Source organism: Streptomyces sp. NPDC048441 (genome assembly GCF_043200235.1).
Taxonomy (GTDB): domain Bacteria; phylum Actinomycetota; class Actinomycetes; order Streptomycetales; family Streptomycetaceae; genus Streptomyces.
Genome location: NZ_JBICXM010000004.1, coordinates 12,800 through 36,968, shown reverse-complemented (window position 1 = coordinate 36,968; position 24,169 = coordinate 12,800). Strand labels below are relative to the sequence as shown.

The 24,169-nt window shown below is 70.7% G+C and carries 18 protein-coding genes; 2 read left to right on the top strand and 16 right to left on the bottom strand.

What is annotated here, in order from left to right; genetic code table 11:
• Window positions 1–23: 23 nt before the first annotated feature.
• From ACGFSB_RS11270 to ACGFSB_RS11220, 11 genes are all read right to left on the bottom strand, one after another.
• Window positions 24–1,034 (bottom strand): ADP-ribosylglycohydrolase family protein, encoded by a 1,011-nt coding sequence (locus ACGFSB_RS11270; RefSeq protein WP_393397105.1) that lies wholly within the window; start codon window positions 1,032–1,034, stop codon window positions 24–26.
• On the bottom strand, window positions 1,031–1,759 hold the full coding sequence (locus ACGFSB_RS11265; protein ID WP_393397103.1) for an NUDIX domain-containing protein: 729 nt from the start codon (window positions 1,757–1,759) through the stop codon (window positions 1,031–1,033). The genes ACGFSB_RS11270 and ACGFSB_RS11265 overlap by 4 nt, the downstream gene beginning before the upstream one ends.
• 143 nt (window positions 1,760–1,902) lie before the next feature.
• The gene (locus ACGFSB_RS11260; protein ID WP_393397101.1) at window positions 1,903–3,168 is read right to left on the bottom strand and encodes a pseudouridine synthase; all 1,266 of its coding nucleotides are present in this window, start codon (window positions 3,166–3,168) and stop codon (window positions 1,903–1,905) included.
• Between the two features lie 11 nt (window positions 3,169–3,179).
• Window positions 3,180–3,836, bottom strand: a complete 657-nt coding sequence (gene scpB, locus ACGFSB_RS11255; RefSeq protein WP_393397099.1) for an SMC-Scp complex subunit ScpB — start codon at window positions 3,834–3,836, stop codon at window positions 3,180–3,182.
• Window positions 3,833–4,789, bottom strand: coding sequence for a segregation and condensation protein A (locus tag ACGFSB_RS11250; protein WP_393397097.1), 957 nt, complete (start codon window positions 4,787–4,789; stop codon window positions 3,833–3,835). Before ACGFSB_RS11250 ends, scpB begins: the two co-directional genes overlap by 4 nt.
• Before the next feature lie 17 nt (window positions 4,790–4,806).
• Window positions 4,807–5,406, bottom strand: a complete 600-nt coding sequence (locus ACGFSB_RS11245) for a hypothetical protein (protein WP_393397095.1) — start codon at window positions 5,404–5,406, stop codon at window positions 4,807–4,809.
• Window positions 5,391–6,551 (bottom strand): ParA family protein, encoded by a 1,161-nt coding sequence (locus ACGFSB_RS11240; protein ID WP_393398046.1) that lies wholly within the window; start codon window positions 6,549–6,551, stop codon window positions 5,391–5,393. The genes ACGFSB_RS11245 and ACGFSB_RS11240 overlap by 16 nt, the downstream gene beginning before the upstream one ends.
• Before the next feature lie 366 nt (window positions 6,552–6,917).
• The gene (ald, locus tag ACGFSB_RS11235; protein WP_393398044.1) at window positions 6,918–8,033 is read right to left on the bottom strand and encodes an alanine dehydrogenase; all 1,116 of its coding nucleotides are present in this window, start codon (window positions 8,031–8,033) and stop codon (window positions 6,918–6,920) included.
• Window positions 8,034–8,177: 144 nt separating this feature from the next.
• Window positions 8,178–10,268 carry a tetratricopeptide repeat protein gene (locus ACGFSB_RS11230; RefSeq protein WP_393397093.1) on the bottom strand — a complete coding sequence of 697 codons (2,091 nt, stop codon included), beginning with the start codon at window positions 10,266–10,268 and terminating at the stop codon, window positions 8,178–8,180.
• A 191-nt stretch (window positions 10,269–10,459) separates the two neighbouring features.
• The gene (locus ACGFSB_RS11225; RefSeq protein ID WP_393397091.1) at window positions 10,460–11,086 is read right to left on the bottom strand and encodes an NUDIX domain-containing protein; all 627 of its coding nucleotides are present in this window, start codon (window positions 11,084–11,086) and stop codon (window positions 10,460–10,462) included.
• Window positions 11,087–11,172: 86 nt separating this feature from the next.
• Window positions 11,173–12,822, bottom strand: coding sequence for a CTP synthase (locus tag ACGFSB_RS11220; protein ID WP_393397089.1), 1,650 nt, complete (start codon window positions 12,820–12,822; stop codon window positions 11,173–11,175).
• Window positions 12,823–13,233: 411 nt separating this feature from the next.
• On the opposite strand from ACGFSB_RS11220, the gene ACGFSB_RS11215 reads away from it, so the two are divergent.
• A complete protein-coding gene (locus ACGFSB_RS11215; protein ID WP_393397087.1) occupies window positions 13,234–15,045 on the top strand; it encodes a glycoside hydrolase family 15 protein in 1,812 nt (603 codons plus the stop codon).
• Here the strand turns inward: ACGFSB_RS11215 and ACGFSB_RS11210 are convergent, their stop codons facing one another.
• Together ACGFSB_RS11210 and ACGFSB_RS11205 are read right to left on the bottom strand one after the other, a co-directional pair.
• Window positions 15,046–16,674, bottom strand: coding sequence for an FAD-dependent oxidoreductase (locus ACGFSB_RS11210; RefSeq protein ID WP_393397085.1), 1,629 nt, complete (start codon window positions 16,672–16,674; stop codon window positions 15,046–15,048).
• A gap of 11 nt (window positions 16,675–16,685) precedes the next feature.
• A complete protein-coding gene (locus tag ACGFSB_RS11205; RefSeq protein ID WP_393397083.1) occupies window positions 16,686–18,203 on the bottom strand; it encodes an APC family permease in 1,518 nt (505 codons plus the stop codon).
• A gap of 159 nt (window positions 18,204–18,362) precedes the next feature.
• On the opposite strand from ACGFSB_RS11205, the gene ACGFSB_RS11200 reads away from it, so the two are divergent.
• Window positions 18,363–20,000 carry a PucR family transcriptional regulator gene (locus ACGFSB_RS11200; protein ID WP_393397081.1) on the top strand — a complete coding sequence of 546 codons (1,638 nt, stop codon included), beginning with the start codon at window positions 18,363–18,365 and terminating at the stop codon, window positions 19,998–20,000.
• Window positions 20,001–20,023: 23 nt separating this feature from the next.
• Here ACGFSB_RS11200 and ACGFSB_RS11195 read toward each other — a convergent pair whose 3' ends face one another.
• The 3 genes from ACGFSB_RS11195 to recN all read right to left on the bottom strand — a co-directional run bounded on the left by ACGFSB_RS11195 (window position 20,024) and on the right by recN (window position 23,963).
• Window positions 20,024–21,160, bottom strand: a complete 1,137-nt coding sequence (locus tag ACGFSB_RS11195; protein ID WP_393397079.1) for a glycosyltransferase family 4 protein — start codon at window positions 21,158–21,160, stop codon at window positions 20,024–20,026.
• 241 nt (window positions 21,161–21,401) lie between these two features.
• The gene (locus ACGFSB_RS11190) at window positions 21,402–22,100 is read right to left on the bottom strand and encodes a hypothetical protein (RefSeq protein WP_393397077.1); all 699 of its coding nucleotides are present in this window, start codon (window positions 22,098–22,100) and stop codon (window positions 21,402–21,404) included.
• Between the two features lie 135 nt (window positions 22,101–22,235).
• Window positions 22,236–23,963 (bottom strand): DNA repair protein RecN, encoded by a 1,728-nt coding sequence (gene recN, locus ACGFSB_RS11185; protein ID WP_393398042.1) that lies wholly within the window; start codon window positions 23,961–23,963, stop codon window positions 22,236–22,238.
• Window positions 23,964–24,169 lie beyond the last annotated feature (206 nt).

Sequence of the window (24,169 nt, the reverse complement as noted above, 5' to 3'; positions counted from 1 at the left end):
TCGGCAGCGGCAGCGGCAGCGAACTAGACGCCCTGGTCCCAGAGCGCCCCGAGCTCAAGGAGCTCCCCCCGGTACTCGATCCGCTCGGCCCACTCGGCGGGCCACGCGTCCGCGCCCAGGTAGGCGCCCGCGAACGCGCCGGTCAGGCAGGCGATCGAGTCGGAGTCGCCCGAGGTGCAGGCTGCTCGGCGCAGGGCGGTGAGGGGTTCGTCGGGGAACATCAGGAAGCAGAGCAGACCGGTGGCGAGCGCCTCTTCGGCTATCCAGCCCGCGCCGGTGGCGAGGCAGGGGTCCGTCTCCGGGTTGGCGTCGCGGAGTGCGGACGCCAGGCGTTCCAGGATCGCGAGGCAGTCGTCCCAGCCGCGCGCGATGAAGTGCTCGGGGGTCGGGTCCTGGGAGCGGGTCCACAGATCGCCGAGCCAGTCCTGGCGGTACCGGGTGCGGTTCTCGATGGCGTACGAGCGGAGCAGGCCGACCAGGCCCATCGGTTCCGCGCCCTCGGCGAGCAACTTGACCGCGTACGCGGTGAGATCGCTCGCCGCGAGCGCCGTGGGGTGGCCGTGGGTGAGCGCCGACTGCGTCTGCGCGGCACCGGCCCGCATCTCCTCACCGAGCCGCGGCATGAGACCGAGCGGCGCGACCCGCATATTGGCCCCGCACCCCTTGGAGTGCAGCTGGCTGGCATCGCGCCAGGGGCGGTCCGGGTCGGCCAGGAGGTCACAGGCCTGGAGACAGGTGTTGCCGGGGGCCCGGTTGTTCTCCGGGTCGTGGTACCAGGCGACGTACTCCCTGCGCGTCAGGAACGCGAACCGCTCGGGCCCGCAGAGCCCCCGCCCCGAGGCCGCTCTGAGCGCCCGGCCCAGGGCCAGCGTCATCTGCGTGTCGTCCGTGACGATCGCGGGCCTCGGCAGCTCCATCTCCCGCCAGGGCCCGCACTTGGCGAGGATCGACGGTACGTCGTTGAACTCGGTCGGGAAACCGAGCGCGTCCCCGAGGGCGAGTCCGATGAGGGATCCGGTGGCGGCACGCTTCATGAGGTCTTTCCTTCCGAGGAAATGATCGAAGGCCGGAGCAGGGGCGGGTGCAGGGCGGTGGCGAATCCCGCCCGGTAGAGGGCCGCCGGTTTGCCACGGCCGCCTGTCAGCCGCGCGGCTCCGGGGATGGCATCGACGAGCCCGGACGTGCCGAGCACCTTGCGCCGGAAGTTCGCCGGGTCGAGGTCGGCGCCCCACACCGTCTCGTAGACCTGCCGCAGCTCGCCGAGCGTGAACTCGGGCGGGCAGAAGGCGGTGGCGAGGCCGGTGTACTCGAACTTGGCGCAGACCCGGTCGTGGGCGTCGGCGAGGATCCGGTCGTGGTCGAAGGCGAGCGGCCCCTGGGTGCCGTACGGCACCCACTCGGCGCGGGCCGCGTCGCTGCCGCCGCGCACCTCGGGAGGGTCGGGGACGAGCGCGGCGAAGGCTACCGAGACGACTCGCATCCGTGGGTCGCGGTCCGGTTCGCTGTAGGTGCGCAGCTGCTCCAGGTGGAGCCCGGCGCTGTCCGAAAGGCCGGTCTCCTCGGCGAGCTCGCGCCCCGCCGCGGTCTCGGCCGACTCCTCGGGGAGCACGAATCCGCCGGGCAGCGCCCAGCTTCCCGCGTACGGCTCCTGGCCGCGCTCGACGAGCAGCACGTGCAGTCGGCCCGCGCGGACGGTGAGGACGGCGAGGTCGACGGTGACGGCGAACGGCTCGAAGGCGTACTTGTCGTAGCCCTGCACGACTCCCCACCCCCCCTTGTTTTCTTTATGGTCAGGTCGACTATAAAGCGAGAAGAGGTGTCCTCGCAAGACGCGAAAAGGCGGCCGGCCCCCGCGTGTACAGGGACCGGCCGCCTTCGCTGATCTCGGGGCGTCGATACGACCTAGAGGTCGACCTCCTGCATCAACATGCCGACCTCGGTGTTCGACATCCTGCGCAGCCAGCCCGACTTCTGGTCGCCGAGCGCGATCGGCCCGAAGGACGTCCGCACCAACTTGTCGACCGGGAATCCCGCCTCGGCGAGCATTCGCCGCACGATGTGCTTGCGGCCCTCGTGCAGGGTCACCTCGACCAGGTAGTTCTTGCCGGTCTGCTCGACGACACGGAAGTGGTCCGCGCGTGCGTACCCGTCCTCGAGCTGGATCCCGTCCTTGAGCTGCTTGCCCAGGTCACGCGGGATCGGGCCGACGATGTGCGCGAGGTAGACCTTCTTCACGCCGTACTTCGGGTGCGTGAGGCGGTGCGCGAGCTCACCGTGGTTGGTGAGCAGGATGACGCCCTCGGTCTCCGTGTCGAGACGGCCGACGTGGAAGAGCCGCGTCTCGCGGTTCGTCACGTAGTCGCCCAGGCACTGGCGCCCCTCGGTGTCCTCCATGGTGGAGACGACACCGGCGGGCTTGTTCAGCGCGAAGAACTGGTACGACTGCGTGGCCACCGTCAGGCCGTCGACCTTGATCTCGTCCCGCTCCGGCTGGACCCTCATGCCCTGCTCGATCACGATCTCGCCGTTGACCTCGACACGGGACTGCTCGACCAGTTCCTCGCAGGCACGGCGCGAGCCGTAGCCCGCACGGGCCAGGACCTTCTGCAGCCGCTCGCCCTCCTGCTCGGCGCCCGGGAAGGTCTTGGGCGGGCTCACCTTCGGCTTGCCCGCGTACCGCTCGCGGTTGCGCTCTTCCTGCCGTGCGTCGTACTCACGGGACGTCGCGGGAGCTCCCGCGCCACGCCGGGTACCCCGGTCCGAGCCCTGAGGCGCCCTGGGGCCACCCTTGGCGCCACCGCGTGCGGCCGCGCCACGGCCCTTCTTCGAGGCGTCGCCGCCCACGTCGTAGCGGCGCTCCTCGGGGCGGGGCCTGCTCTCGCGCTTCGGCTGATCGTCGCGCGCTCCGGAGCTCCCGGCACCGCCGGTGCCGCGCCCCTGGTTGTCGCGGCTGTCACCGGCACTCCGGTAATTGCCGCGGCCGCCACCACCGGCGCCGCCGCTGGGACGACCACCGCCACTGGGACGGCCACCGCTGCTGGGACGGCCACCGCTGCTGGGACGACCACCGCCGCCGGCGCGACCACCGCTGCTGCCACGGCTGCCGCTGTTGCCACCACGGCTCCCGCCGTTGTTTCCGCTGCTGTTCCTGCCGTTGCTGCTTCGCATCAAAATTTCCGTTAGTCGGCTGTGTCCTGGGTGTACTCGTAACCCGGCGCATCGGGTGCGTCCGGGTCGAACGACGGAACGCCTTCCAGCGTCTCGGCCTCGATCGCCTCCGCCTCGGGGAGGAAGGGCGCGAGTTCCGGGAGCTCGTCAAGGCCACGCAGGCCCATCCGCTCCAGAAAGTAGTTCGTCGTCCTGTACAGGATCGCACCTGTTTCGGGTTCCGCGCCCGCCTCCTCCACCAGACCCCTCTGAAGAAGCGTCCGCATCACGCCGTCACAGTTCACTCCGCGCACCGCGGAGACCCGGGAACGGCTGACCGGCCGGCGGTACGCGACGACGGCGAGGGTCTCCAGGGCCGCCTGGGTGAGCCGGGCCTGCTGCCCGTCGAGCACGAACCGCTCGACGGCCGCGGCGTACTCCGGCCGCGTGTAGAAACGCCAGCCGCCCGCCACGAGCCGCAGCTCAAAGCCCCGCCGCTGCACGGTGTACTCGTCGGCGAGCTCCCGCAGCGCGTCGGCGACCTGCCGCCGGGGCCGGTCGAGGATCTTGGCGAGGTGCTCCTCGGTGGCCGGTTCGTCGACGACCATGAGCACGGCTTCCAGGGCGGGCCGCAGCTCCAGATCGGCGACGGCGCCCGCCAGATCTCCGGCAGGACTCTCCACACTCATGTGACCGTCTCCTCACTCGTCGCCTCGGGGGCGCGGTCGAACTCGTCCGTCACCGTCGGCTGTCCGTCGCCGTCCCCGCCGGTCCACCGCACCATCAGCTCCCCCAGGGCGTCCTCCTGGTCGAGCGACACGGCTTTCTCGCGGTACAGCTCGAGCAGCGCCAGGAACCGGGCGACGACGGTGAGGGTGTCCCCCGCGTCCTCGACGAGCACCTGGAAGCTCACTTCGCCCCGCTCCCTGAGCCGGGCCACGACAAGACCGGCCTGCTCCTGTACGGAGACCAGCGGGGCATGGATGTGATCGACGTACACCTGAGGCTTCGCCCTCGGCTGCATCGCCTTCACTGCGAGCCCGGCGAATCCGGCGGCGCCGATGCTGATGACGACCTCGGGCAGCAGCTCCGCGTGGTGCGGCTCCAGGCCGACGGTCCGCGGATAGCGCCGCGCCTCGTCGTCGAGCCGCCCGCTGAAGATGTCGGCGATCTCTTTGTACGCCCGGTACTGCAACAGCCGGGCGAAGAGCAGGTCCCGCGCTTCGAGGAGCGCCAGGTCCGCCTCGTCCTCGACCTCGGCGGACGGCAGCAGCCTGGCGGCCTTGAGGTCGAGCAGGGTGGCGGCGACCACGAGGAACTCGGTGGTCTGGTCGAGGTCCCAGTCGGGCCCCATGGCGCGGATGTGCACCATGAACTCGTCGGTCACCTTGGACAGGGCGACTTCGGTGACGTCCATCTTGTGCTTCGAGATGAGCTGAAGCAGCAGATCGAAGGGACCTTCGAAGTTCGCGAGCCGAACTTTGAACCTGCCGTCGTCAGGCTCGGCCGCTGGCTGCTCCTGGTGGTGCCCACCACGGTCCGCGGCTTCAGAACCGGCCTCGCCCGCGGAAGGCTCCGCGCCGGGACCACGTCCCAGCGCGCGCCGACGGGCGACCGGTGCGGAATCGTCGTTCAGGGGCATCGGCGGAAACGCTACCGCTACCGCCCGCGAAGCCGTCGTACGAGAATGCTCGCGTCCCCACGTGACTCCAGGTCGGCGAGAACGACAGCGACCGCCTCGCGGACGATCCGCCCTCGGTCCACCGCGAGCCCATGCTCACCCCGCAGGACGAGCCGCGCGTGTTCGAGGTCCATCAACTCCTCGGCGGAGACGTACACGGTGATCTTCTCGTCGTGCCTCTCGCGCCCGCTGGGCCGCCGGTTGGCCGCTCGGGCGCGTCGCCGCGCCTGCGCCGTCGATGAGGAGTTCGCGGACCGGCCGCCGCCCTGTGCGGCGGCGCCATCCTGAGTGGCGGGACGGCGCCCGCCCTTCTCGCTGTCGGCCGGAGCCGAGCGGCTGCGGGATTCGCCCGCCCCCGACTCCGCGTCGGCGGCGCCGTGTTCGGCGGCGTCACCGCCGTCTCCCGTCGCGGCACCGCCGCGCGACTCACCGGCAGCGGTCTCGTCGCTCTCGCCCGCGGGCGGGGGCACCCGTGTCTCGCCGTTCGCCTGGCGCCGCGGGGACGACGACGTCAGCGCCATTCCACCGGTCGTGCGGAACAGTTCGTCGGCCCCCGGCAGACTCACTCGGCGTGACACCGGGCGAGCACCTCCCTGGCGAGCTGGCGATAAGCGGCCGCGCCGACCGAGTTCGATGCGTACGTCGTGATCGGCTCACCGGCGACCGTGGTCTCCGGGAAGCGGACCGTGCGTCCGATCACCGTGTGGTACACGTGATCGTCGAAGGCCTCGACCACCCGCGCGAGCACCTCACGGCTGTGCACCGTGCGGGAGTCGTACATCGTGGCGAGAATTCCGTCGAGCTCCAGGTCGGGGTTGAGCCGCTCCTGGACCTTCTCGATGGTCTCCGTCAGCAGGGCCACACCGCGCAGCGCGAAGAACTCGCACTCGAGCGGCACGATCACCTTGTGAGCCGCCGTCAGGGCGTTCACGGTGAGCAGGCCGAGCGAGGGCTGACAGTCGATCACGATGTAGTCGTAGTCCTGCATCAGCGGCTTCAACGCCCGCTGCAGCGTGGACTCGCGCGCGACCTCGCTCACCAACTGCACTTCGGCGGCCGACAAGTCGATGTTGCTGGGCAGCAGGTCCATGTTCGGGACCGCCGTCTTCAGCAGCACCTCGTCCGCGGACATGCCGCGTTCCATGAGGAGGTTGTAGACCGTCAGGTCCAGCTCCATCGGGTTCACCCCGAGGCCCACGGAGAGTGCGCCCTGCGGGTCGAAGTCGACGAGCAGGACCCGGCGTCCGTACTCCGCGAGCGCGGCACCCAGGTTGATGGTCGACGTCGTCTTGCCCACGCCGCCCTTCTGGTTGCACATCGCGATGATCTTCGCGGGGCCGTGATCGGTCAGCGGGCCCGGAATCGGGAAGTACGGCAGCGGGCGCCCGGTGGGACCGACGCGCTCACGGCGCTGACGGGCCGCGTCCGGGGCCAGTGTGGCCGCGTACTCGGGATCGGGCTCGTACTCGGCGTCGGGGTCGTAGAAGTGCCCCTTGGGCAGTTCCTCGTAGTCGGCGAGTTGGGTGTGGGTGGTGTTCTCGCCACTCCGGTCGCCGGCCATGGCGTTCACGTGATGGCCATCCATGATCTGGGGTGCAGACGATGCCGACTGGGTCGCTTGCGTCGGCTGTGTCTGCTGGGGGTTCTGGCGGGCTGCGAAGGTGCGGACAGCGACGGAGCCGACAGCCTCGAGTCCCCCGGGCCCTTGGCCCCGCGCAGAGATTCCTGGTTGACCACCCCCGGGAGCAAATGTCGACTCATTCACAAGTCGTCTTACCTCCTTGGTGACCAGGAAATTTCTCGATAGGTCAGCGTGGCACCATGCCGACGGTTGGCGACTCTATGGCGTGTCACCGGTCCGCAGCAACACAATCCGCCGGACCCGACCCGATGTGTCGGCAATCGAACGCCTCCATGTCAAGGGCGTGCGGTCCGCCATCGACATGATTTCGGGGTGGGCGAATCGGTTAAAGGGTTACGTTCAAGGCGAGTTGACCATGTCCACGGACATACGCATACGGCCGGACCCCTCTCAAGGTCCGGCCGTTGGCGTGAGATTGACGACTTTCGTTGACGAAAGTCGTCAGGTTCAGCCGAGGAGCGTCTCGAGCTCGACGTGCTCGAGGCCGTGCGACTCCGCGACCTCCTTGTAAACGACCTTGCCGTCATGGGTGTTGAGACCCAGGGCGAGCGCCTTGTCGCGGCGGAGCGCCTCGGCCCAGCCGCGGTTCGCCAGCTCGACGATGTACGGCATCGTCGCGTTGGTCAGCGCGTACGTCGAGGTGTTGGGCACCGCGCCGGGCATGTTGGCGACGCAGTAGAACACCGAGTTGTGGACCGGGAAGGTCGGCTCGGCGTGCGTCGTCGGGTGCGAGTCCTCGAAGCAGCCGCCCTGGTCGATCGCGATGTCGACAAGGACACTTCCCGGCTTCATGCGCGAGACGAGCTCGTTGGTGACGAGCTTCGGCGCCTTGGCACCCGGGATGAGGACGGCGCCGATGACGAGGTCGGCCTCGACGCAGGCCTTCTCGAGCTCGAAGGCGTTGGAGACGACGGTCTGGATCTTCGTACCGAAGATCTTGTCCGCCTCCTTGAGCTTGTTGATGTCCTTGTCGAGCAGGGTCACGTGGAAGCCCATGCCGATGGCGATCTGCGCGGCGTTCCAGCCGGAGACGCCGCCGCCGATGACGACGGCCTTGCCCGCGGCCACACCCGGGACACCGCCGGGCAGGACACCGCGGCCACCCTGGGCGGCCATCAGGTGGTACGCGCCGACCTGCGGGGCCAGCCGGCCCGCGACCTCGGACATCGGGGCGAGCAGCGGGAGCGCGCGGTTCGCGGTCTCGACCGTCTCGTACGCGATGGCGGTGGTGCCGGACTCCAGGAGCGCGTCCGTGCACTCCTTGGAGGCGGCCAGGTGCAGGTAGGTGAAGAGGGTCTGGTCCTTGCGGAGGCGGTGGTACTCCTCCGCGACCGGCTCCTTGACCTTCAGGAGGAGGTCGGCGGTGGCCCAGACCTCGTCGGCGGTGTCCAGGATCCGGGCACCGGCGGAGACGTACTCCTCGTCCGTGATCGAGGAGCCGACACCGGCGTTCCGCTCGATGACGACCTGGTGGCCGTGGCGCACCAGCTCGTGCACACCGGCGGGGGTGATGGCCACCCGGAACTCGTTGTTCTTGACCTCGCGGGGGATGCCGACCTTCACGTCGATCACGGTCCTCTTGGCTCAGGGATCTTTCGGGCAACTGACTACATACCGATACACAAGAGGGCGCATCGGAGACACCACGGAAGTACGCGGCGGAGCCAGTCTAATGAAGGACTTCTCGCTGTCTAGCCTTTCAATGCATCAATCTTCTGCGGAAGCGCTGCGGATTTCGTAGGCGGAAGCCTCCGCTCCAGTGTTCGATGCAAGCCCTGTGACCTCCTCAAGCTCCATTCCCAGCATGCGCTCGGCGGCACTGCGGTGCAGCCGGGCGGCCGCCGGGTCGCCGAGCCGGTCCAGGGTGTCGGCCAGCCTGAGCTGCAAAGCCGCCTGGAGTCGCACGTCGTCCGCCTGCCGCGCCCATTCGACGGCCTCCTGGCAGGTGCGGAGCGACTCCTCGGGCCGTCCCGCGTACTCCTGCACCCGCGCCAGCTCGCTCAACGCCCTTGCCTGGCCCGGTACATCGCCGGTCTTACGGTGTCCTGTGACGGCCGAGCTCCAGTTGCGCAGCGCCTCTCCGTAGTGGCCCGCGTAGGTGTGCACCGATCCGATACGGCCGTAGAGGCGGGCCGCGTCCGTGCGCTCGCCCCGCGCGAGCCGCTGGGCGAGTGCGCGCCCGAACCAGTCCGATGCCCGCGACCAGTCCCCCAGCTCCTGGTAGGCGCCGCCTACGGATTCCATCGCCCGGCCGGTCGCGTACGGATCATTTGCTTCCCGTCCGGCGTCCAAAGCAGCCCGATAGCGCACCAGCGCCCCCCGCGTGCGGCCGGTCTGCGCGTCCAGATCCGCGAGGTTCAGGAGGGCAGCCGCCTTCTCGCGGGGCAGATTCCGGCGCTCGGCGACACCGAGGACGAGCTGATGGATGCCGTACAGCTCGGGAGCCGCATCCTCCGTGCCCCGGTGGGCGACCAGGGCCCGCGTCAGGGCCGACATCAGGCGTCGCGCGAGGGTGTCGAGCTCCCCGTCGGCCACCGCGAGGCGGGCGGCGGCGAGCAGCGCGGGCTGCCGGATGCGCAGCCACTCGGCGGCGGCGCCGGGGGTGGGGAAGCGCAGGGCGCGCGGCATACCGGCCAGCTTCTTGCGGGCCGTGGAACCGTCCGGTTCCGTGATCGCCCGGCAGGACTGGAGGAGGCGTACGGTCCGCTCCAGCATCCTGGCCCGTGCGAGCTGTAGCTCGGCGGTCCTGTCCTGGGTCTCGGTGAGCGCGCGCAGCAGTGGCACCAGGCAGCCGGGCACCTCGTACTGCGGCAGCGGTGACTCCACGGCCCTGACCAGGCCGAGCTTCACGTAGTCGTCCAGGGTCGTGCGGGCGGCGGAGACCGAGCAGCCCGCGAGCGCGGACGCGGTGTGCGGGTCCACGTGGCCCGCGGGGGCGAGGGAGAGGAAGCGCAGTATCCGCGCGGCCGCCCCCGGCAGCGACGCGTACGAGAGGTGGAAGACGCGAGAGAGCGCGGACTCCTCCTCCGGGCGGTCGTGCACCTGCTTGGCCAGGTCGGCGACGGCCGCCTTGGGCCGCCCGGAGAGCCAGCCGCCTGCCAGTACGAGGGCCGCCGGATGGGCCTCGCACGCCTCGACGAGGGATTCCGCCGAGCGCGGGTCCACGGTGATGCGCACGGGCCCCGCGGCGCGGCCGAGCAGTTCCACCGCGGCCGCCTTGTCCAGGCCTCCGAGGGTGCACGGGCGCACGTCGGGGATGCCGGTGAGCGGTCCATCGGACACGGCGACGACCAGGCAGTCGGGGGTGTCGGGGAGCAGCGGGTCGACCTGTTCGGCGTCCGCCGCGCCGTCGAGGAGCAGCAGGGCCCGGCGTCCGGAGAGCGCCTCCCTGAGGACCTCGGCGAGCTCGTCCTCGTCGGCTCCCGGGGGTGCGGGGGCGTCGATGGCGCCCAGGAGTTCCCGGGCGGTGCGTTCCGTGGGCACGCGGGTGCCGTCGGGTTCGGTGAGGTGGGCGCGGAGCACTCCGTCGGGGTAGGCGTCGGCGACCTGCCGCGCCAGTTCCTCGGCGAGTGCGGTGCGGCCCGATCCCGAGCGGCCCGCGACAAGCAGTACGCGCGCCCGTGGCGCCTTGCGCCCCGCGATGGTGTCGAGCCCCGCGCGGTCGATGTCGGCGCGGAGCTCTTTCAACTCCCGGCGTCGGCCGACGAATTGACCGCCGCCGGAAATCTGGGCCGGAGCGGGCCGCGGCACCGCGCCGCCCGCTGCCGAACCGTCCGTGTCGACCGCCTGATCCGTCACGGGCCATGCTCCGTCCGCCTGCGCGCGAACCCGCCGGGACTCCGGTCGGGACGCTTCCAGAGCCTAGTTCAGGCCCTGCCGCCTCCCCCGCGGAGCGGCGCGCACAAGTCCCCCGATCGGATCAGTAGATCGTCACACCAGTGAACTCCAATGGCCCCTCAGGACTTCCTCAGGGCTTCCTCAGGGCTTCCTCAGGCTTCGAAGGGGCGCGCGGGCCAGGGCGCGTCGGCCGGGCGCAACGAGTCGACGCCGTCACCTGCCAGCACGGCGGTCAGCGAAAGGGCGCCCACGACGAGGCAGTTGTTGTGCAGTTCACCGGCGAGCACCCCTCGTACGAGCTCTTCGAGCGGTACGCGCGCCAGCTCCATGTCGGCCTCCTCCTCGGAGACCTCGAAGCGCTCGCCGTCGGCCTCGGACAGATCGCGCGCGAGGAAGATGCGCACGGCCTCGTCGCAGCCGCCGGGCGTGGTGTAGACGTCGGTCAGGACACGCCAGTCCTCGGCCTTGACGTGCGCCTCTTCGTAGAGCTCGCGCTGGGCGGCGTGCAGGGGATTCTCGCCGGGGATGTCGAGGAGCCCGGCCGGGATCTCCCAGAGCTTGTGGCGGACGGGGTGGCGGTACTGACTCAGGATCAGCACCCGGCCGACGTCGTCGAGCGCGAGTACGGCGACCGAGCCGGGGTGCACCTGGTAGTCACGGCGTACGACGGTCCCGTCGGGCATGACCACGTCGTCCGTACGGACCGAGGTCTTGTTGCCGACAAAGGGAGTCTCGGTCGCCGTGACCTGCCACTCCTCGGCGGTGTCCTTGAACGTCATGTCGCCCTGTCCTCCCACACGTGCAAACAGAAACCGGGGCACGCGCCCCATAAGGCTCGTACCCCGGCAACCGTATCGCTCTTGTGTTACTTACCCGTCTGGCGCTCCACCGCGGCCTTCACCAGGCCCGCGAAGAGCGGGTGCGGCCGGGTCGGGCGCGAGCGCAGCTCCGGGTGCGCCTGGGTGGCGACCAGGTAGGGGTGGATCTCACGGGGGTACTCGACGTACTCGACGAGCTTGCCGTCCGGGGACGTGCCGGAGAAGAGGATGCCGGCCTTCTTCTCGAGCTCGGCGCGGTAGGAGTTGTTCACCTCGTAGCGGTGACGGTGGCGCTCCTCGACGTACTCCTTGCCGTCGTACACCTCACGCGCGATGGAGCCCTCGGCGAGCTTCGCCGGGTACATGCCCAGGCGCATCGTGCCGCCCATGTCGCCCTCGCCCGCGACGATGTCCAGCTGCTCCGCCATGGTCGAGATGACCGGGTGGGAGGTGGCGGAGTCGAACTCGGTGGAGTTGGCGTCGGGGATGTCCGCGAGGTTGCGGGCGGCCTCGATCACGATGCACTGCAGGCCGAGGCAGAGGCCGAGCAGCGGGATCTTGTTCTCGCGGGCGAACGTGATGGCGCCGACCTTGCCGGTCACACCGCGGTCGCCGAAGCCGCCGGGGATGCAGACCGCGTCGACGTCACCGAGCTGCTTGGCGGCGCCCGCCGCTGTCTTGCAGTCGTCGGACGTGACCCACTTGACCTTGACGCGGGCACGGTTGGCGAAGCCGCCCGCGCGCAGGGCCTCGGTCACCGAGAGGTAGGCGTCGGGCAGGTCGATGTACTTGCCGACCAGCGCGATGGTGACCTCGTGGTCCGGGTTGTGCACCCGGTCGAGGAGGTCCTCCCACTGGGTCCAGTTCACATCGCGGAACGGCAGGTCCAGCTTGCGGACCACGTACGCGTCGAGGCCCTCGGTGTGCAGGACCTTCGGGATGTCGTAGATCGACTTGGCGTCGACACACGCGACGACCGCGTCCTCGTCGACGTCGCACATCAGCGAGATCTTGCGCTTGATGGCGGTCGGTACGTCGCGGTCGGCGCGCAGCACGATGGCGTCGGGCTGGATGCCGATGTTGCGCAGGGCCGCGACGGAGTGCTGGGTCGGCTTGGTCTTCAGCTCACCGGACGGGCCGATGTAGGGCAGCAGCGAGATGTGCACGACGAAGACGTTGTCGCGGCCGACCTCGTGGCGGACCTGGCGGACGGTCTCCAGGAAGGGGAGCGACTCGATGTCGCCCACGGTGCCGCCGACCTCGGTGATCACGACATCCACGTCGTCCGTCGCCATGCGGCGGATGCGGTGCTTGATCTCGTTCGTGATGTGCGGGATGACCTGGACCGTGTCGCCCAGGTACTCGCCACGCCGCTCCTTGGCGATGACCTGCGAGTAGACCTGGCCGGTGGTGACGTTGGCCGTGCCGTCGAGGTCGACGTCCAGGAAGCGCTCGTAGTGGCCGATGTCCAGGTCGGTCTCGGCGCCGTCGTTCGTGACGAACACCTCGCCGTGCTGGAAGGGGTTCATCGTGCCGGGGTCGACGTTCAGGTACGGGTCGAGCTTCTGCATGGTGACCCGGAGGCCCCGCGCCTTGAGGAGCGCGCCGAGGCTGGAGGCAGTCAGACCCTTGCCGAGGGAGGAGGCGACACCCCCGGTGACGAAGATGTGCTTGGTCGTCGTGGATTTAGGCTGCATAGCCAAAGGGGGGCTCCCGTGGTCGCGATCTGGAGGGTGCGTACCGGCGTCGTCCAAAGGGTTCTGGAGGAGGTGCCGTCGCTGCGGTTCGGGGGTTCAATGACCACCGGCTCACGGGCTACCAGGGTATCAGCGACGGGAGGAGGCTGCTTCCGGCCACGCTCGGGCACTTCCGTCACACGTCCCTCACCTGGCACTCACCCGTTCGGCGCAGCTCTGTTGCCGGGAGCGGCGCGCAGATCACCGAGGTGCGTCGTATCCTGCTCGGACACTCGCTGCCGAGCCGGACCGACTAACGGCACCACCCCCGACCGTTCTCCCGGAACACAAGGCTCGCGCAGTTCGTTTTACAGCGAACCCTTGACCGTAGAGCGAGCGCCCCGAGAGGGCGACGTGGCCGTTTGACTGGAGATGCACGTGGCCGGGCGCATCGAGGATTACGCACTCATCGGAGACATGCAGACCGCTGCCCTGGTCTGCCGGGACGGCACAGTCGACTGGCTGTGCCTGCCCCGCTTCGACTCGCACGCCATCTTCGCCGGATTGCTCGGCACGGAGGAGCACGGATTCTGGCGCATCGGGCCCGCTCACAGCCCCGACGCGCCGCCGCCGACAGCCGCGCGGCGCACCTACCGCGGCGACTCGCTGATCCTGGAATCCGAGTGGGACACCCCGCGCGGCACGGTCCGCGTGACCGATTTCATGCCGCCGCGCGACACGGACGCCCCGCAGCTGGTGCGGATCGTCGAGGGCGTCAGCGGTCGGGTGCCGATGCGCTCCGCACTGCGGATGCGTTTCAGTTACGGCCGTGTGGTGCCCTGGGTGCACAAGGTCGACGGGCGCACGGTGGCCGTCGCGGGGCCCGACTCGGTGTGGCTCGACACGTCGGCCGAAACCTTCGGCAAGGACCTCACGACGTACTCGGACTTCACGGTGTCGCCCGGCGAACGGATCGCGTTCACCATCTCGTGGCAGCCGTCGCACAAGCAGCCGCCCGCCCCCGCCGAGCCGGAGAACGCCCTGACGGCGACGCAGGACTTCTGGCAGGAGTGGGTCGAGCACTGTACGTACCACGGCCCGTACCGCGAGGCCGTGATCCGCTCGCTGATCACGCTGAAGGCCCTGACGTACGCCCCGACGGGCGGCATCGTCGCGGCGCCCACCACATCGCTGCCCGAGGACATCGGCGGCTCCCGCAACTGGGACTACCGCTACACCTGGCTGCGCGACGCCGCCATCACGCTCTCCTCGCTCCTGCGCACCGGATACCGCGAGGAGGCCCGCGCCTGGCGCGAGTGGCTCCTTCGCGCGGTGGCGGGCGACCCCGAGAACCTACAGATCATGTACGGCATCGCGGGCGAGCGTGAGCTGGGCGAGGCAGAGCTCGACTGGCTGCCGGGGTACGAGGGCTCGACCCCCGTCCGAGCCGGGAACGGCGCCGCGCACCAGCTCCAGCTCGATGTGTACGGCGAGGTCACCGAGGCCCTGCACCTGGCGCACATGACGGGCCTGGCCCGCAGTGACTACGCCTCGCTGCTCCAGCTCAAGCTCATCCGCTACCTGGAGACGAACTGGGACCAGCCTGACGAGGGCATCTGGGAGGTGCGGGGACCGCGCCGCCACTTCGTGCACTCCAAGGTCATGGTCTGGGTCGCCGTCGACCGCACGATCAAGCTCATCGAGTCCGGCGACGCGGACGGCCCCCTGGAGAAGTGGCGCGAGCTGCGCGACGACATCCACCGGGACGTGTGCGAGAAGGGCTACGACAAGGAGCGGAACACGTTCACGCAGTCGTACGGTTCCAAGGAGCTGGACGCCTCACTGCTGCTCATCCCGCAGATGGGCTTCCTGCCGCCCGACGACAAGCGCGTGATCGGCACGATCGAGGCGATCCAGCGGGAACTCTCGACGTCGGACGGCTTCATCCTGCGCTACCCCACCACGGGCGACGACGCGGGCGTGGACGGGCTCGAAGGTGACGAAGGTGCCTTCCTGGCCTGTTCGTTCTGGATGGCGGACGACCTGGCGATGATCGGCCGCGTCGACGAGGCCCGCAAGCTCTTCGAGAAGCTGCTCGCCTTGCGCAACGACCTGGGGCTGCTCGCCGAGGAGTGGGATCCGCGGTTGCAGCGCCAGGTCGGCAACTTCCCGCAGGCGTTCAGCCACGTGCCGCTGATCGACACGGCACTGCGGCTGACCGCGAGTGGGGCGTACGGAGGCTAGCTACAAAGGCCGGGCCAGCTTTCCGATCACCTCCCGGGCGGCGCGTTCCCCTTCGGTCGCGCCGCCCTCCATGAAGCCCTGGAAGTCGTAGCTGCAGTGCTCGCCGCCGATGTGGAGGTTGCCCTGCGGGGTGCCTTCGTAGCCCGCGTAGCGGTGCAGGTAGCCGACGGGCCAGTAGGAGTAGGCGCCGAGGGCGTAGGGGTTCTTGTGCCAGGCGGAGAGCTGGGCCCGGCCGGTCCAGGCGGCCCCGGTGCCGGGGAAGACCTTGTCGATCTGGCCCAGGTAGCGGGTGGAGAGGTCCTTCACGTAGGGGTCCGTCTCGAAGTTGAACGGGCCCGCCGGTGACAGGGACTTGGCGAGGGTGCCGCCGCCGTACTGGATGAGGATGCCGCCAGTGCCGGGCTGGACCTTGGTGGTGTCCCAGGTCTGCTGGAAGTCGGCGTCGGTGAAGCAGTCGCCCGCGCTCACTCCTGGCCAGGTGCCGGTGCCACGCCAGGGGCGGCTGCTGAACTGCATGTTGAGCTTGGTGCAGTGGCCCATGCGGGCGTCGCGCAGGAGGTTCGTCATGCGGGCGTCCAACCCCGCCTTGCTGAGGTCGAGTTGCTTGAGCACCGGCAGCGGTACGCACAGGATCGTGTGGTCGGCGGTGGCGGTGCGGGTGGCGCCCGCTTCGGTGTAGGTGAGGGTCTGGGTGCCGTCGGCGTTGGCGCGTACGGCGGTCAGGGAGCAGCCGGGGCGCAGGGTGCCGTCGGGCAGGAAGTCGGCTATGGCGTGCGGGAGTTGGTCGTTGCCGCCGGTGACGTGGTAACGCTCGTTGGACAGGCCCCAGATGTTGAAGTGCCCCGGATTGGTCTGGTAGCCCATCAGCAGGACGAGGGCGAGCGCGGACTGGTCGGTGGTGTCGGCGCCGTACTCGACGTTGTAGGCGACGTCGAACCAGCGGCCGAGCGGGGAGGTGTGCCCGCCCGGCACACGCGACTCGATCCATTCATAAATCGACATGTTGTCGAGCGCGGTGCCGGTCGGGGTCGTCTGGTTCCAGAGGACCTCGCCCGCCTCCGACAGGTCGCGGCGCAGGAGTTGATAGACCGCCTTGAAGTCTTCGTCGGCCTGGGTGCGCGGGTAGTAGGCGCCGTTGAACCAGAGGGTCTCCTCGGCGCCGCTCGGGCCGCCGCCGAGGAAGTCCTCGACGGGGAGACCGAAGCGGCGGCACAGCTCCAGGATCTTCTTGTGGCTGGTGTCGATCAGCTCGCCGCCGATCTCGGAGGTCTGGCCGTACGCCCAGTGGTCGCGCTGGGTGTACATGCGGCCGCCGACCCGGTCCGGGTTGGCTTCGTAGAGCGTGCAGTTCAGGCCCGCGTCGTGGAGGGTGAGCGCGGCGGTGAGACCCGAGATCCCGGCTCCTACGACCGCTATACGGGGTGCGCCCCTGCCGGTCGCGGCTTCGGCACGGGGAGCGGCCACCAGACCGGCGCCGACCGCGAGGCCCGCCGCCCCCTTGAGGACCGTTCTTCGGCTCGGCGGCCCGGCCGCGCCGCGGACTTCGGCGACGGGGACTCCGCGGCGCCCGGCCTCGCTGTGCTCTGCGGCCAGTCGTTGTAAGGCGTGCATGGGATGCGTACGAGACATGGGAGATCCCCTCAGACGGTCGCGGACGATGGCTCGGTGTCGGTCGTGTCGGTCGTGCGCTCGGCCGCGTCCTCCAGAACGATCCGGCCGATGATCGCGTAGCGGTCGGGCCGCCTGGCCTTCAGATACCAGCCGAGGCCAAGGCCCCCGAAGAAGACGAGGCCGACGATCCAGGGGATGGCCTTGAAGAAGAGGGAGTCGGCTGCCGTGCCCGCCGCGGTGTCCATGTTGATCACGAGCAGGACGACGACGGCGATCATGCCGATGCCGCCGAGCAGCGGCGCGAGGAAGGTCGTGAACCAGTGCCGGTCCTCGGGATGGTTCTTGCGGAAGTAGCCGATGACGGCGAACGAGCAGAGGGTCTGCACGATGAGGATCGCCATCGTGCCGAGGATCGCGAGCAGCGTGTAGAGGTGGATGTACGGGTCCTGACCGGTGAGCCAGAAGGCGGCGACCAGCGTGACGGCGATCGCGGACTGGACGTAGGAGGCGATGTACGGGGAGCCGTGCCTGGGGTGCGTGCGGCCCAGGCCCCGGTGCAGGAATCCCTCGCGCCCGATCGCGTACAGATAGCGCGAGGCGCACTGGTGGAAAGCCATGCCGCAGGCGAACGAGCCGGTGATCAGGAGCCACTGGAAGGTGTCGACCGCCCAGGCCCCGATGAAGGTGTGGGCCGGGTCGAAGAACAGGTCGAGCGGACTCGTGGACTGCGAGACCTTGACCGAACCGGCCAGGCCGTTGCCTGCGATGGTCATCCAGGAGACGTAGATGTAGAACAGGCCGACGCCGACGACCGAGATGAGGGTCGCGCGCGGGATGACCTTCTTCGGGTTGCGGGATTCCTCCCCGTACATCGCGGTGGACTCGAAGCCGACCCAGGACCAGAAGGCGAAGAAGAGGCCAAGACCGGCCGATGTGCCGGTGAAGGCGTTCTTCGGGTTGATCGGCTCGACGGGGATGCCGTCGGGTCCGCCGCCGTGGATCAGTACGGCGGTGGCGACGGCGAAGAGGACCGCGATCTCGGCGATCAGCATCACGCCGAGTGCCTTCGCGGTGAGGTTGATGTCGAAGTACGACAGGACGACGGTGACGGCGAGCATCGCGGCCGCATAGAGGATCCACGGCAGGTCGGCGCCGAGCTGATCATGGACGGTGGTCTTCGCGAAGTACGAGAAGACGCCGACGATGGACGCCTCGAAGACGACGTACGCGAGGACGGCGAGCATTCCCGACGCCATGCCCGCGATACGGCCGAGGCCGTGCGAGATGTAGCCGTAGAAGGCGCCCGCGGCAGTGATCCGCTTGGCCATGGCGACGTACCCGACCGAGAACACGGTCAGGACGAGCGTGGCGAAGAGATAGCCCGCGGGCGCTCCGGTGCCGTTGCCCGCGCCGACGGCGATGGGGAGGTTGCCGGTCATCGCCGTGATGGGCGCCGCGGTGGCGACCGCCATGAAGACGACGCCGACGAGGCCGACGGAGTTCGCCTTGAGGCGGTGGACCTCGGGTGTGGTTGATTGCTCTGGCATGGCGGGCACCTTGCCGTGGAGTGACGTACGCCACAACCGACAGGAGGTCGCGCAATTGGTGCGCAGGCACGACGAGTTGTCGGGCCACGGGCCGACGAGATCGTTCCCGTAACGGGTCGGAGATGTTCCCGGAACGTATGCGCAGGTAGGTTCCGCCCCATGGACAGTCAGGGCACGCAGAGCACTCAGGGCGGCATCACCGTGCAGCGGGCCCTGGAACTTCCGGGGCTTCGCGGCGGGCTCCCGGAAGTGGTCGCGGGAGCGGAACGGCTGCAGCGCACGGTGCGCTGGGTGCACGCGGGCGAAGTGCCGAACATCGCCTCGCTCCTCAAGGGCGGCGAACTCCTCCTGACCACGGGCCTCGGCCTGGGCGCACGCCCCGCCGAACAGCGCGTCTTCGTACGGAAGCTCGCCGAACGCGGTATCGCGGCACTCGTCGTCGAGCTCGGCCCGCGCTTCACGCGGCTCCCCGCGGCGATAGTGGAGACGGCGCGCGCGGCGGGGCTCCCGCTGGTGCAGCTGCACCGCGAGGTGCCGTTCGTGACGGTCACCGAAGAGGTCCACACCGAGATCGTCAACGGCCACTACGCCCTGCTCCAGCGGGCCGAGGAGGTCCACAGGCGCTGCACGGAGGCGCTGCTCGGCGGGGGCGGCGTACCCCAGGTCCTGAACGTCCTCGCGGACTTCAGCGGCAACCCGGTGTTCCTGGAGACGGCGGACGGACAGCTTCTGTACGCCGCCGGGGCGGGCACCGAGTGTGCCGATCCGCTCCAGGTGTGGGAGGGGCTGCGGGGTCACCACAAGGAGGGGCCGCCCGCGAGCGCGGTGCTGGTGGATGTGCCTGGCGGTGGGCCCGGCTCGGGCTCGGTGCGCGCCCGGCTCGTGCTGCTAGCCGTGGAGTCCGCACTGCTTCCGGTGCACCGGATCGCCGCGGAACGGGCCGCGGGCTCACTCGCGGTGGTCCTGATGCAGGCCCGGCAGGAGGAGGAGCTCGCCGCGCGCGGCCGGGGCGACTTCCTGACCGACCTGGCGGAGGGGCGGATCCAGGCCGACGACGCGCCCGCCCAGGCGCGGGTGCTCGGCTTCAAGCCCGGCGAGAGTCCGCTGCTCCCGGTGGTGATGCGCCTCGCGGACGGTCTGCCGCCCGGGGGTGGCTGGGCGGTCCTCGCGCGGGCGGTGGCGGAGGAGCTCACCGCGGTGGGGGTGCCGGTGCTGCTCGGCGTACGTCCGGTCGAGGGGCGCGTCCCGCTACTCCTCGGACTCCGCTCGGAATCCGAACGCACGGCGGTGGCCGACCGGGTCGCCGCGGCGCTGCGGGCCGGCGTGGAGCGGGCGGGGATGCAGCGGGCGGGGGCGCTGCCACCGGTCGTGGTGGTGGGGGTCGCCGGCGGCTGGGCGGCGGCTTCGGCGGGGCTTCGGCACGCGGCGGAGACGGCGACGGCCGCGCAGGGGCTCTCGGACCGCCCCTGGTACGACGCGCGGCGCCTGGACATCGACCTGCTTCTCTGGCGCCTGCACAACTACGACGATTCCGCGCTCGCCGCGTTCGTGGACCGCGCGATCGGCCCGCTGCGCACCCATGACCTGCGCTCGAAGCCACCGCTCCTGCCGACCCTGCAGACGTACCTGGCACATGCGGGGCGCAAGGCGGAGACGGCGCGCGAACTGCACCTGAACCGCCAGACGCTGTACAACCGCCTCGCCAGGATCAGCGAGCTGCTCGGCACGGACCTGGACGACCCGCATACGGTGCTCGCGCTGAGCCTGGCGCTGCGGGCGCGGAGGCATGTGACATAGGAGCGGCGACCTGGGGACGGGCCCTACGTGCTCCGCATCTGCGTCAACTCGTCGTAGACGCCGAGGACTTGGGTCACCGTCTCGTCCTCTGTCGGCCAGGTCGCCGCCTGGGCCGCGCCCTTGTCCTGGAGCTGCTCCCTGCGCTCGGGGTCGGCGAGGAGGCGGGCGACGGCGGTGGCGAGGGCCTCCGCATCTCCGTAGGGGACGAGTTCGGCTCCGTCGCCCACGAGTTCGGGGACACCGCCCACCGCGGTCGCGACGAGCGCCACGCGCGCGTGCAGGGCCTCCTGGGCGAGCACGGAGCGGGACTCCCAGCTGCTGGGAAGGACCACGACATCGGCCGCCGCGAGCAGTTCGGGCACGTCGTCGCGCCGCCCGACGAGCCGGGCCGGCAGCCCCTCGTCCGCGATACGACGCTGCAGGGCGCCGCGCTCGGGCCCCTCACCCGCGATGACCAGGAGCGGCAGGGGGTCGAGGTGCCGCCACCCACGCGCGGCGTCGAGCAGGACGTCATAGCCCCGGTGCCGCTCGAGCATCCCGACCGTGACGATCAACGGCTGGTCAACGGCTCCCAGTTCGGCACGGGCCTTGTGCCGGAAACCGTCGGGCTCTTCGAGAGCGCCTGCCACCGCCTGCGGCGCGGGGAGTGTGACGGGCACGAGCCGGGCATCCCGCGCGCCCCTGCTGCGGGCCCGGTCGACGAGGTCGGACGACGTGCCGAGCACGACGGCGGCGGCCTTGGCGACGCGCCGCTCCAAGAGGTGCAGGACGCGGGCGCGGGCCCCTTCCGCGTGCGCGCGGGTGTGCCAGGTGACGACGAGGGGGATGCGGCGGCCCGCGAGCGCGACGACCGTGCGGAGTGCGGCGTGCAGTCCGTGCGCGTGTACGAGATCGGCGTCGGCACAGGCAAGACGGAGGGAGGCGACGGACGCGGGGTCGCTGCGGCGGGGCACGTGGACGTGCCGGGCGCCGGTGCCCCCCACATCGAAGGTGCCGGCCGCCTCGGAGGGGGCACACACCGTGACCCGCACGCCCCGAGCCGCGAGGCCCGCGGCGAGCGACCTGACGTGGGCGCTGCTGCCCGCGCTGCCACCGCCAAGCACTTGTACGGTGTGCAGCGGGGTCTGGCCGTGCGGTGAGTGGCTGCTCACGTGGCTCACGTAGCCGGGGCTCCTGGGTGGGCGTCGGGGGGCTGCGCCAAGGATGCCAGTCCGTACGGACGTTCCGGCACCGCCGAAAGGTCTCTTCCGCGCCGGGGCGGGCAACTCCCTGACGCGGATCACCCACACGGGTGAGGACAACGGCGTTCGATGACCGCGGGTGGCCTGCGGCCCAAGGCATCTTCGCAGCGGGGGTGCACCGGGCGAAAGGCTTTCGGGCGGCGCGGCGTGGCCTGGCCCCCTAGCCTCGTGCCCCCGCGGCGGCGCTGACCTTCTCTCCGTACGCCGCCGCGGCGATCAGACCGGCCGCATGGGCGGCGAGCCCCACGCGGCCGTTGCCCGCGACGACGGCGCAGCCGAGGGCCGCTCCCAGGGCGTGCGCTCCCGCGTCGCCGATCATGGCGCGCTCCCCGACGTCCTCCGGGAGCACGGCCGCCGCGGCCCCGACGGAGGCGGCGGCGAGGACTCGGGCATCACCTCTGCGCAGCAGCCCAGGCACCCCCAGCGCGAGCACCGCTCCGGCGGCCCTTCCCGGGCGTACGTCCACGAGGTTGACGAAGTGGGCGGCACCCGCGATCACCACTCCCGCAAGGAGCTTGTCCACCGGCCGCTCCTTGAGCAGCGCACCGGCGGCGAGACCCGCCGCCGAGACCCCGAACAACTTCACGGCCCCGCTGGTCACTTCACCACCCCGCAGCGCGCCCAGGTGCGCACGGAACCCCCGGCGCGGATCACCTTCCCCCGCCATGTCGTCGTACGCCCCACAGGCACCTGCGGAGAGCACCGCAAGCGCGGCGGCGGCACGGGCCCGCGCGGGCAGCGCCACGGCTCCGGCCGCCACGCCAAGGGCGGCGGCGGGCCCGGCGTACAACTCCACTGTCCGCCCTACGTAGTTCTGCCGCTGCCAGCGGCCGGGACCGCCGGGGGCGCGTGAACGCAAGGCGGCGGTGGCGGCGCGGGTGACAGCAGCGGCAGCCAGGAGGGCGGCGATACGTCCTTTTTCAGCCCGTCCGGCGTTTGAGGACGAACTCGCCGAAGCCGGTGATGACGGCGCCCAACGGCCACCACCCCCCACCTAGCCGTCCCCCCGAGCCGTGGCCAGCAACTCCTCCGCGTGCGCCCGAGCAGTCTCCGAGTCCTCCTGACCGGCCAGCATCCGGGACAACTCCCGCACCCGGTCCTCCCCTTCGAGCACGAGAACCCCGGACCGCGTCACGGAACCGTCACTCGTCTTCTCCACCAGCAACTGCCGATCGGCGAACGCCGCCACCTGCGGCAGGTGCGTCACGACCACGACCTGCGCGGACTTGGCGAGCCTCGCGAGCCTGCGGCCGATCTCGACCGCGGCCTTGCCGCCGACGCCCGCGTCGACCTCGTCGAAGAGATACGTCGGCACCGGATCGGTCCCCGCGAAGACGACCTCGACCGCGAGCATCACGCGTGAAAGCTCACCACCGGACGCGCCCTTGGCGATCGGCCGCGGCGGGGCGCCCGGATGCGGGGCGAGGAGGAGTTCGACCTCGTCGACACCAGCCGGGCCGTACGCGACGAGGCGTCCGTCGACCGGCACACCGTCCGCGCCCTCCGGCACCTCCGTACTGGTGATGTCGATCGTCACGCGCGCGTGCGGCATCGCGAGGGAGGCAAGCTCCGCGGTGACGGCCGCCCCGAACCGGGACGCCGCCTCCTGGCGCGCCTCGGTCAACGCCTGTGCGAGCCCCGCGAGTTCACCCCGCAGGGCGTCCCGCTCAGCGATCAGCTCGCCCAGCCTGTCGTCGTCGCCCTCGAGCTCGGTGAGCCGGGCGGCCCCCTCCTCGGCCCAGGCGAGCACGGTGTCGATGTCGGAGCCGTACTTCCGGGTCAGCTGGGTGAGGGCGGCCCGCCGCTCCTCCACCGCCGCGAGGCGCAGGGGATCGGCGTCGAGGTCGTCGGCGTACCCCGCCAGCTCCCCCGCCACATCGCCGAGCAGAATCCCGATCTCACCGATCCGCTCGGCGAGTGCCGCCAGGGCGGGGTCATGGGAGCGCACCGCCTCCAGGGCCCGGTGGGCGCCCGCGACCAGCGTCGTGGCGTCGACGCCCTCCGGGTCCTCGGGGTTGCCCGCGAGGGCGGCGTGCGCGGACGTGGCGGCGGACGCGAGCGCCTCCGCGTGGCCGAGCCGCTCGGCCTCGGCGGCCAGTTCGGTGTCCTCGCCCGCGCGCGGCTCGACACCGGCGACCTCGTCGAGGCCGAAGCGCAGCAGGTCGGCCTCCTGGGCACGCTCACGCGCGCGCGTGGTGATCTCGTCCACCTCGGTCGTCACGGCCCGCAGCCTGCGGTACGCCGCCGTGTACTTGGCCAGCGGCACGGTGACCGCGTCGCCCGCGTACCGGTCGAGCGCGCCACGCTGCCTGGCCGGTTTGAGCAGCCCCTGCTGGTCCGTCTGTCCGTGCACCGCTACGAGGTCGTCGGCGAGTTCGGCGAGCAGGCCCACCGGGACCGAACGCCCGCCGAGATGCGCACGGGATCTCCCCTCCGCCGAGACGGTACGGCTGATCAGCAGCGCCCCGTCGTCGAGCTCGGCCCCCGCTTCCTCCGCGCGCACGGCGGCCGAGGCACCGGCGGGCACGGTGATCCTTCCCTCCACCACCGCCGCCTTGGCGCCGATCCGCACCAAGGCGGGATCCGCGCGTCCGCCGAGCAGCAGGCCGAGGCTGGTGACCACCATCGTCTTGCCCGCACCGGTCTCGCCCGTCACGGCGGTGAACCCCGGCGACAGCTCGACCACCGCGTCGTCGATGACTCCGAGCGACCGTATCCGCATCTCCTCCAACACGGACACGACCTTACGAGGTCATGGGCCAGGTGTGCGACGGGCCCTGGGTTCCTTCCGCCTTCGTTCAGCGAAGGCGCAGGTGGCAAAGCGGTACCGAACGGACGCTGTCACCCACAGGAGGTGGGGATTACCCCACCATGATCTTCCGGCTTACCACCTGGTGCGCGGGGGCCCTGCCGCCCCACCATGATCGG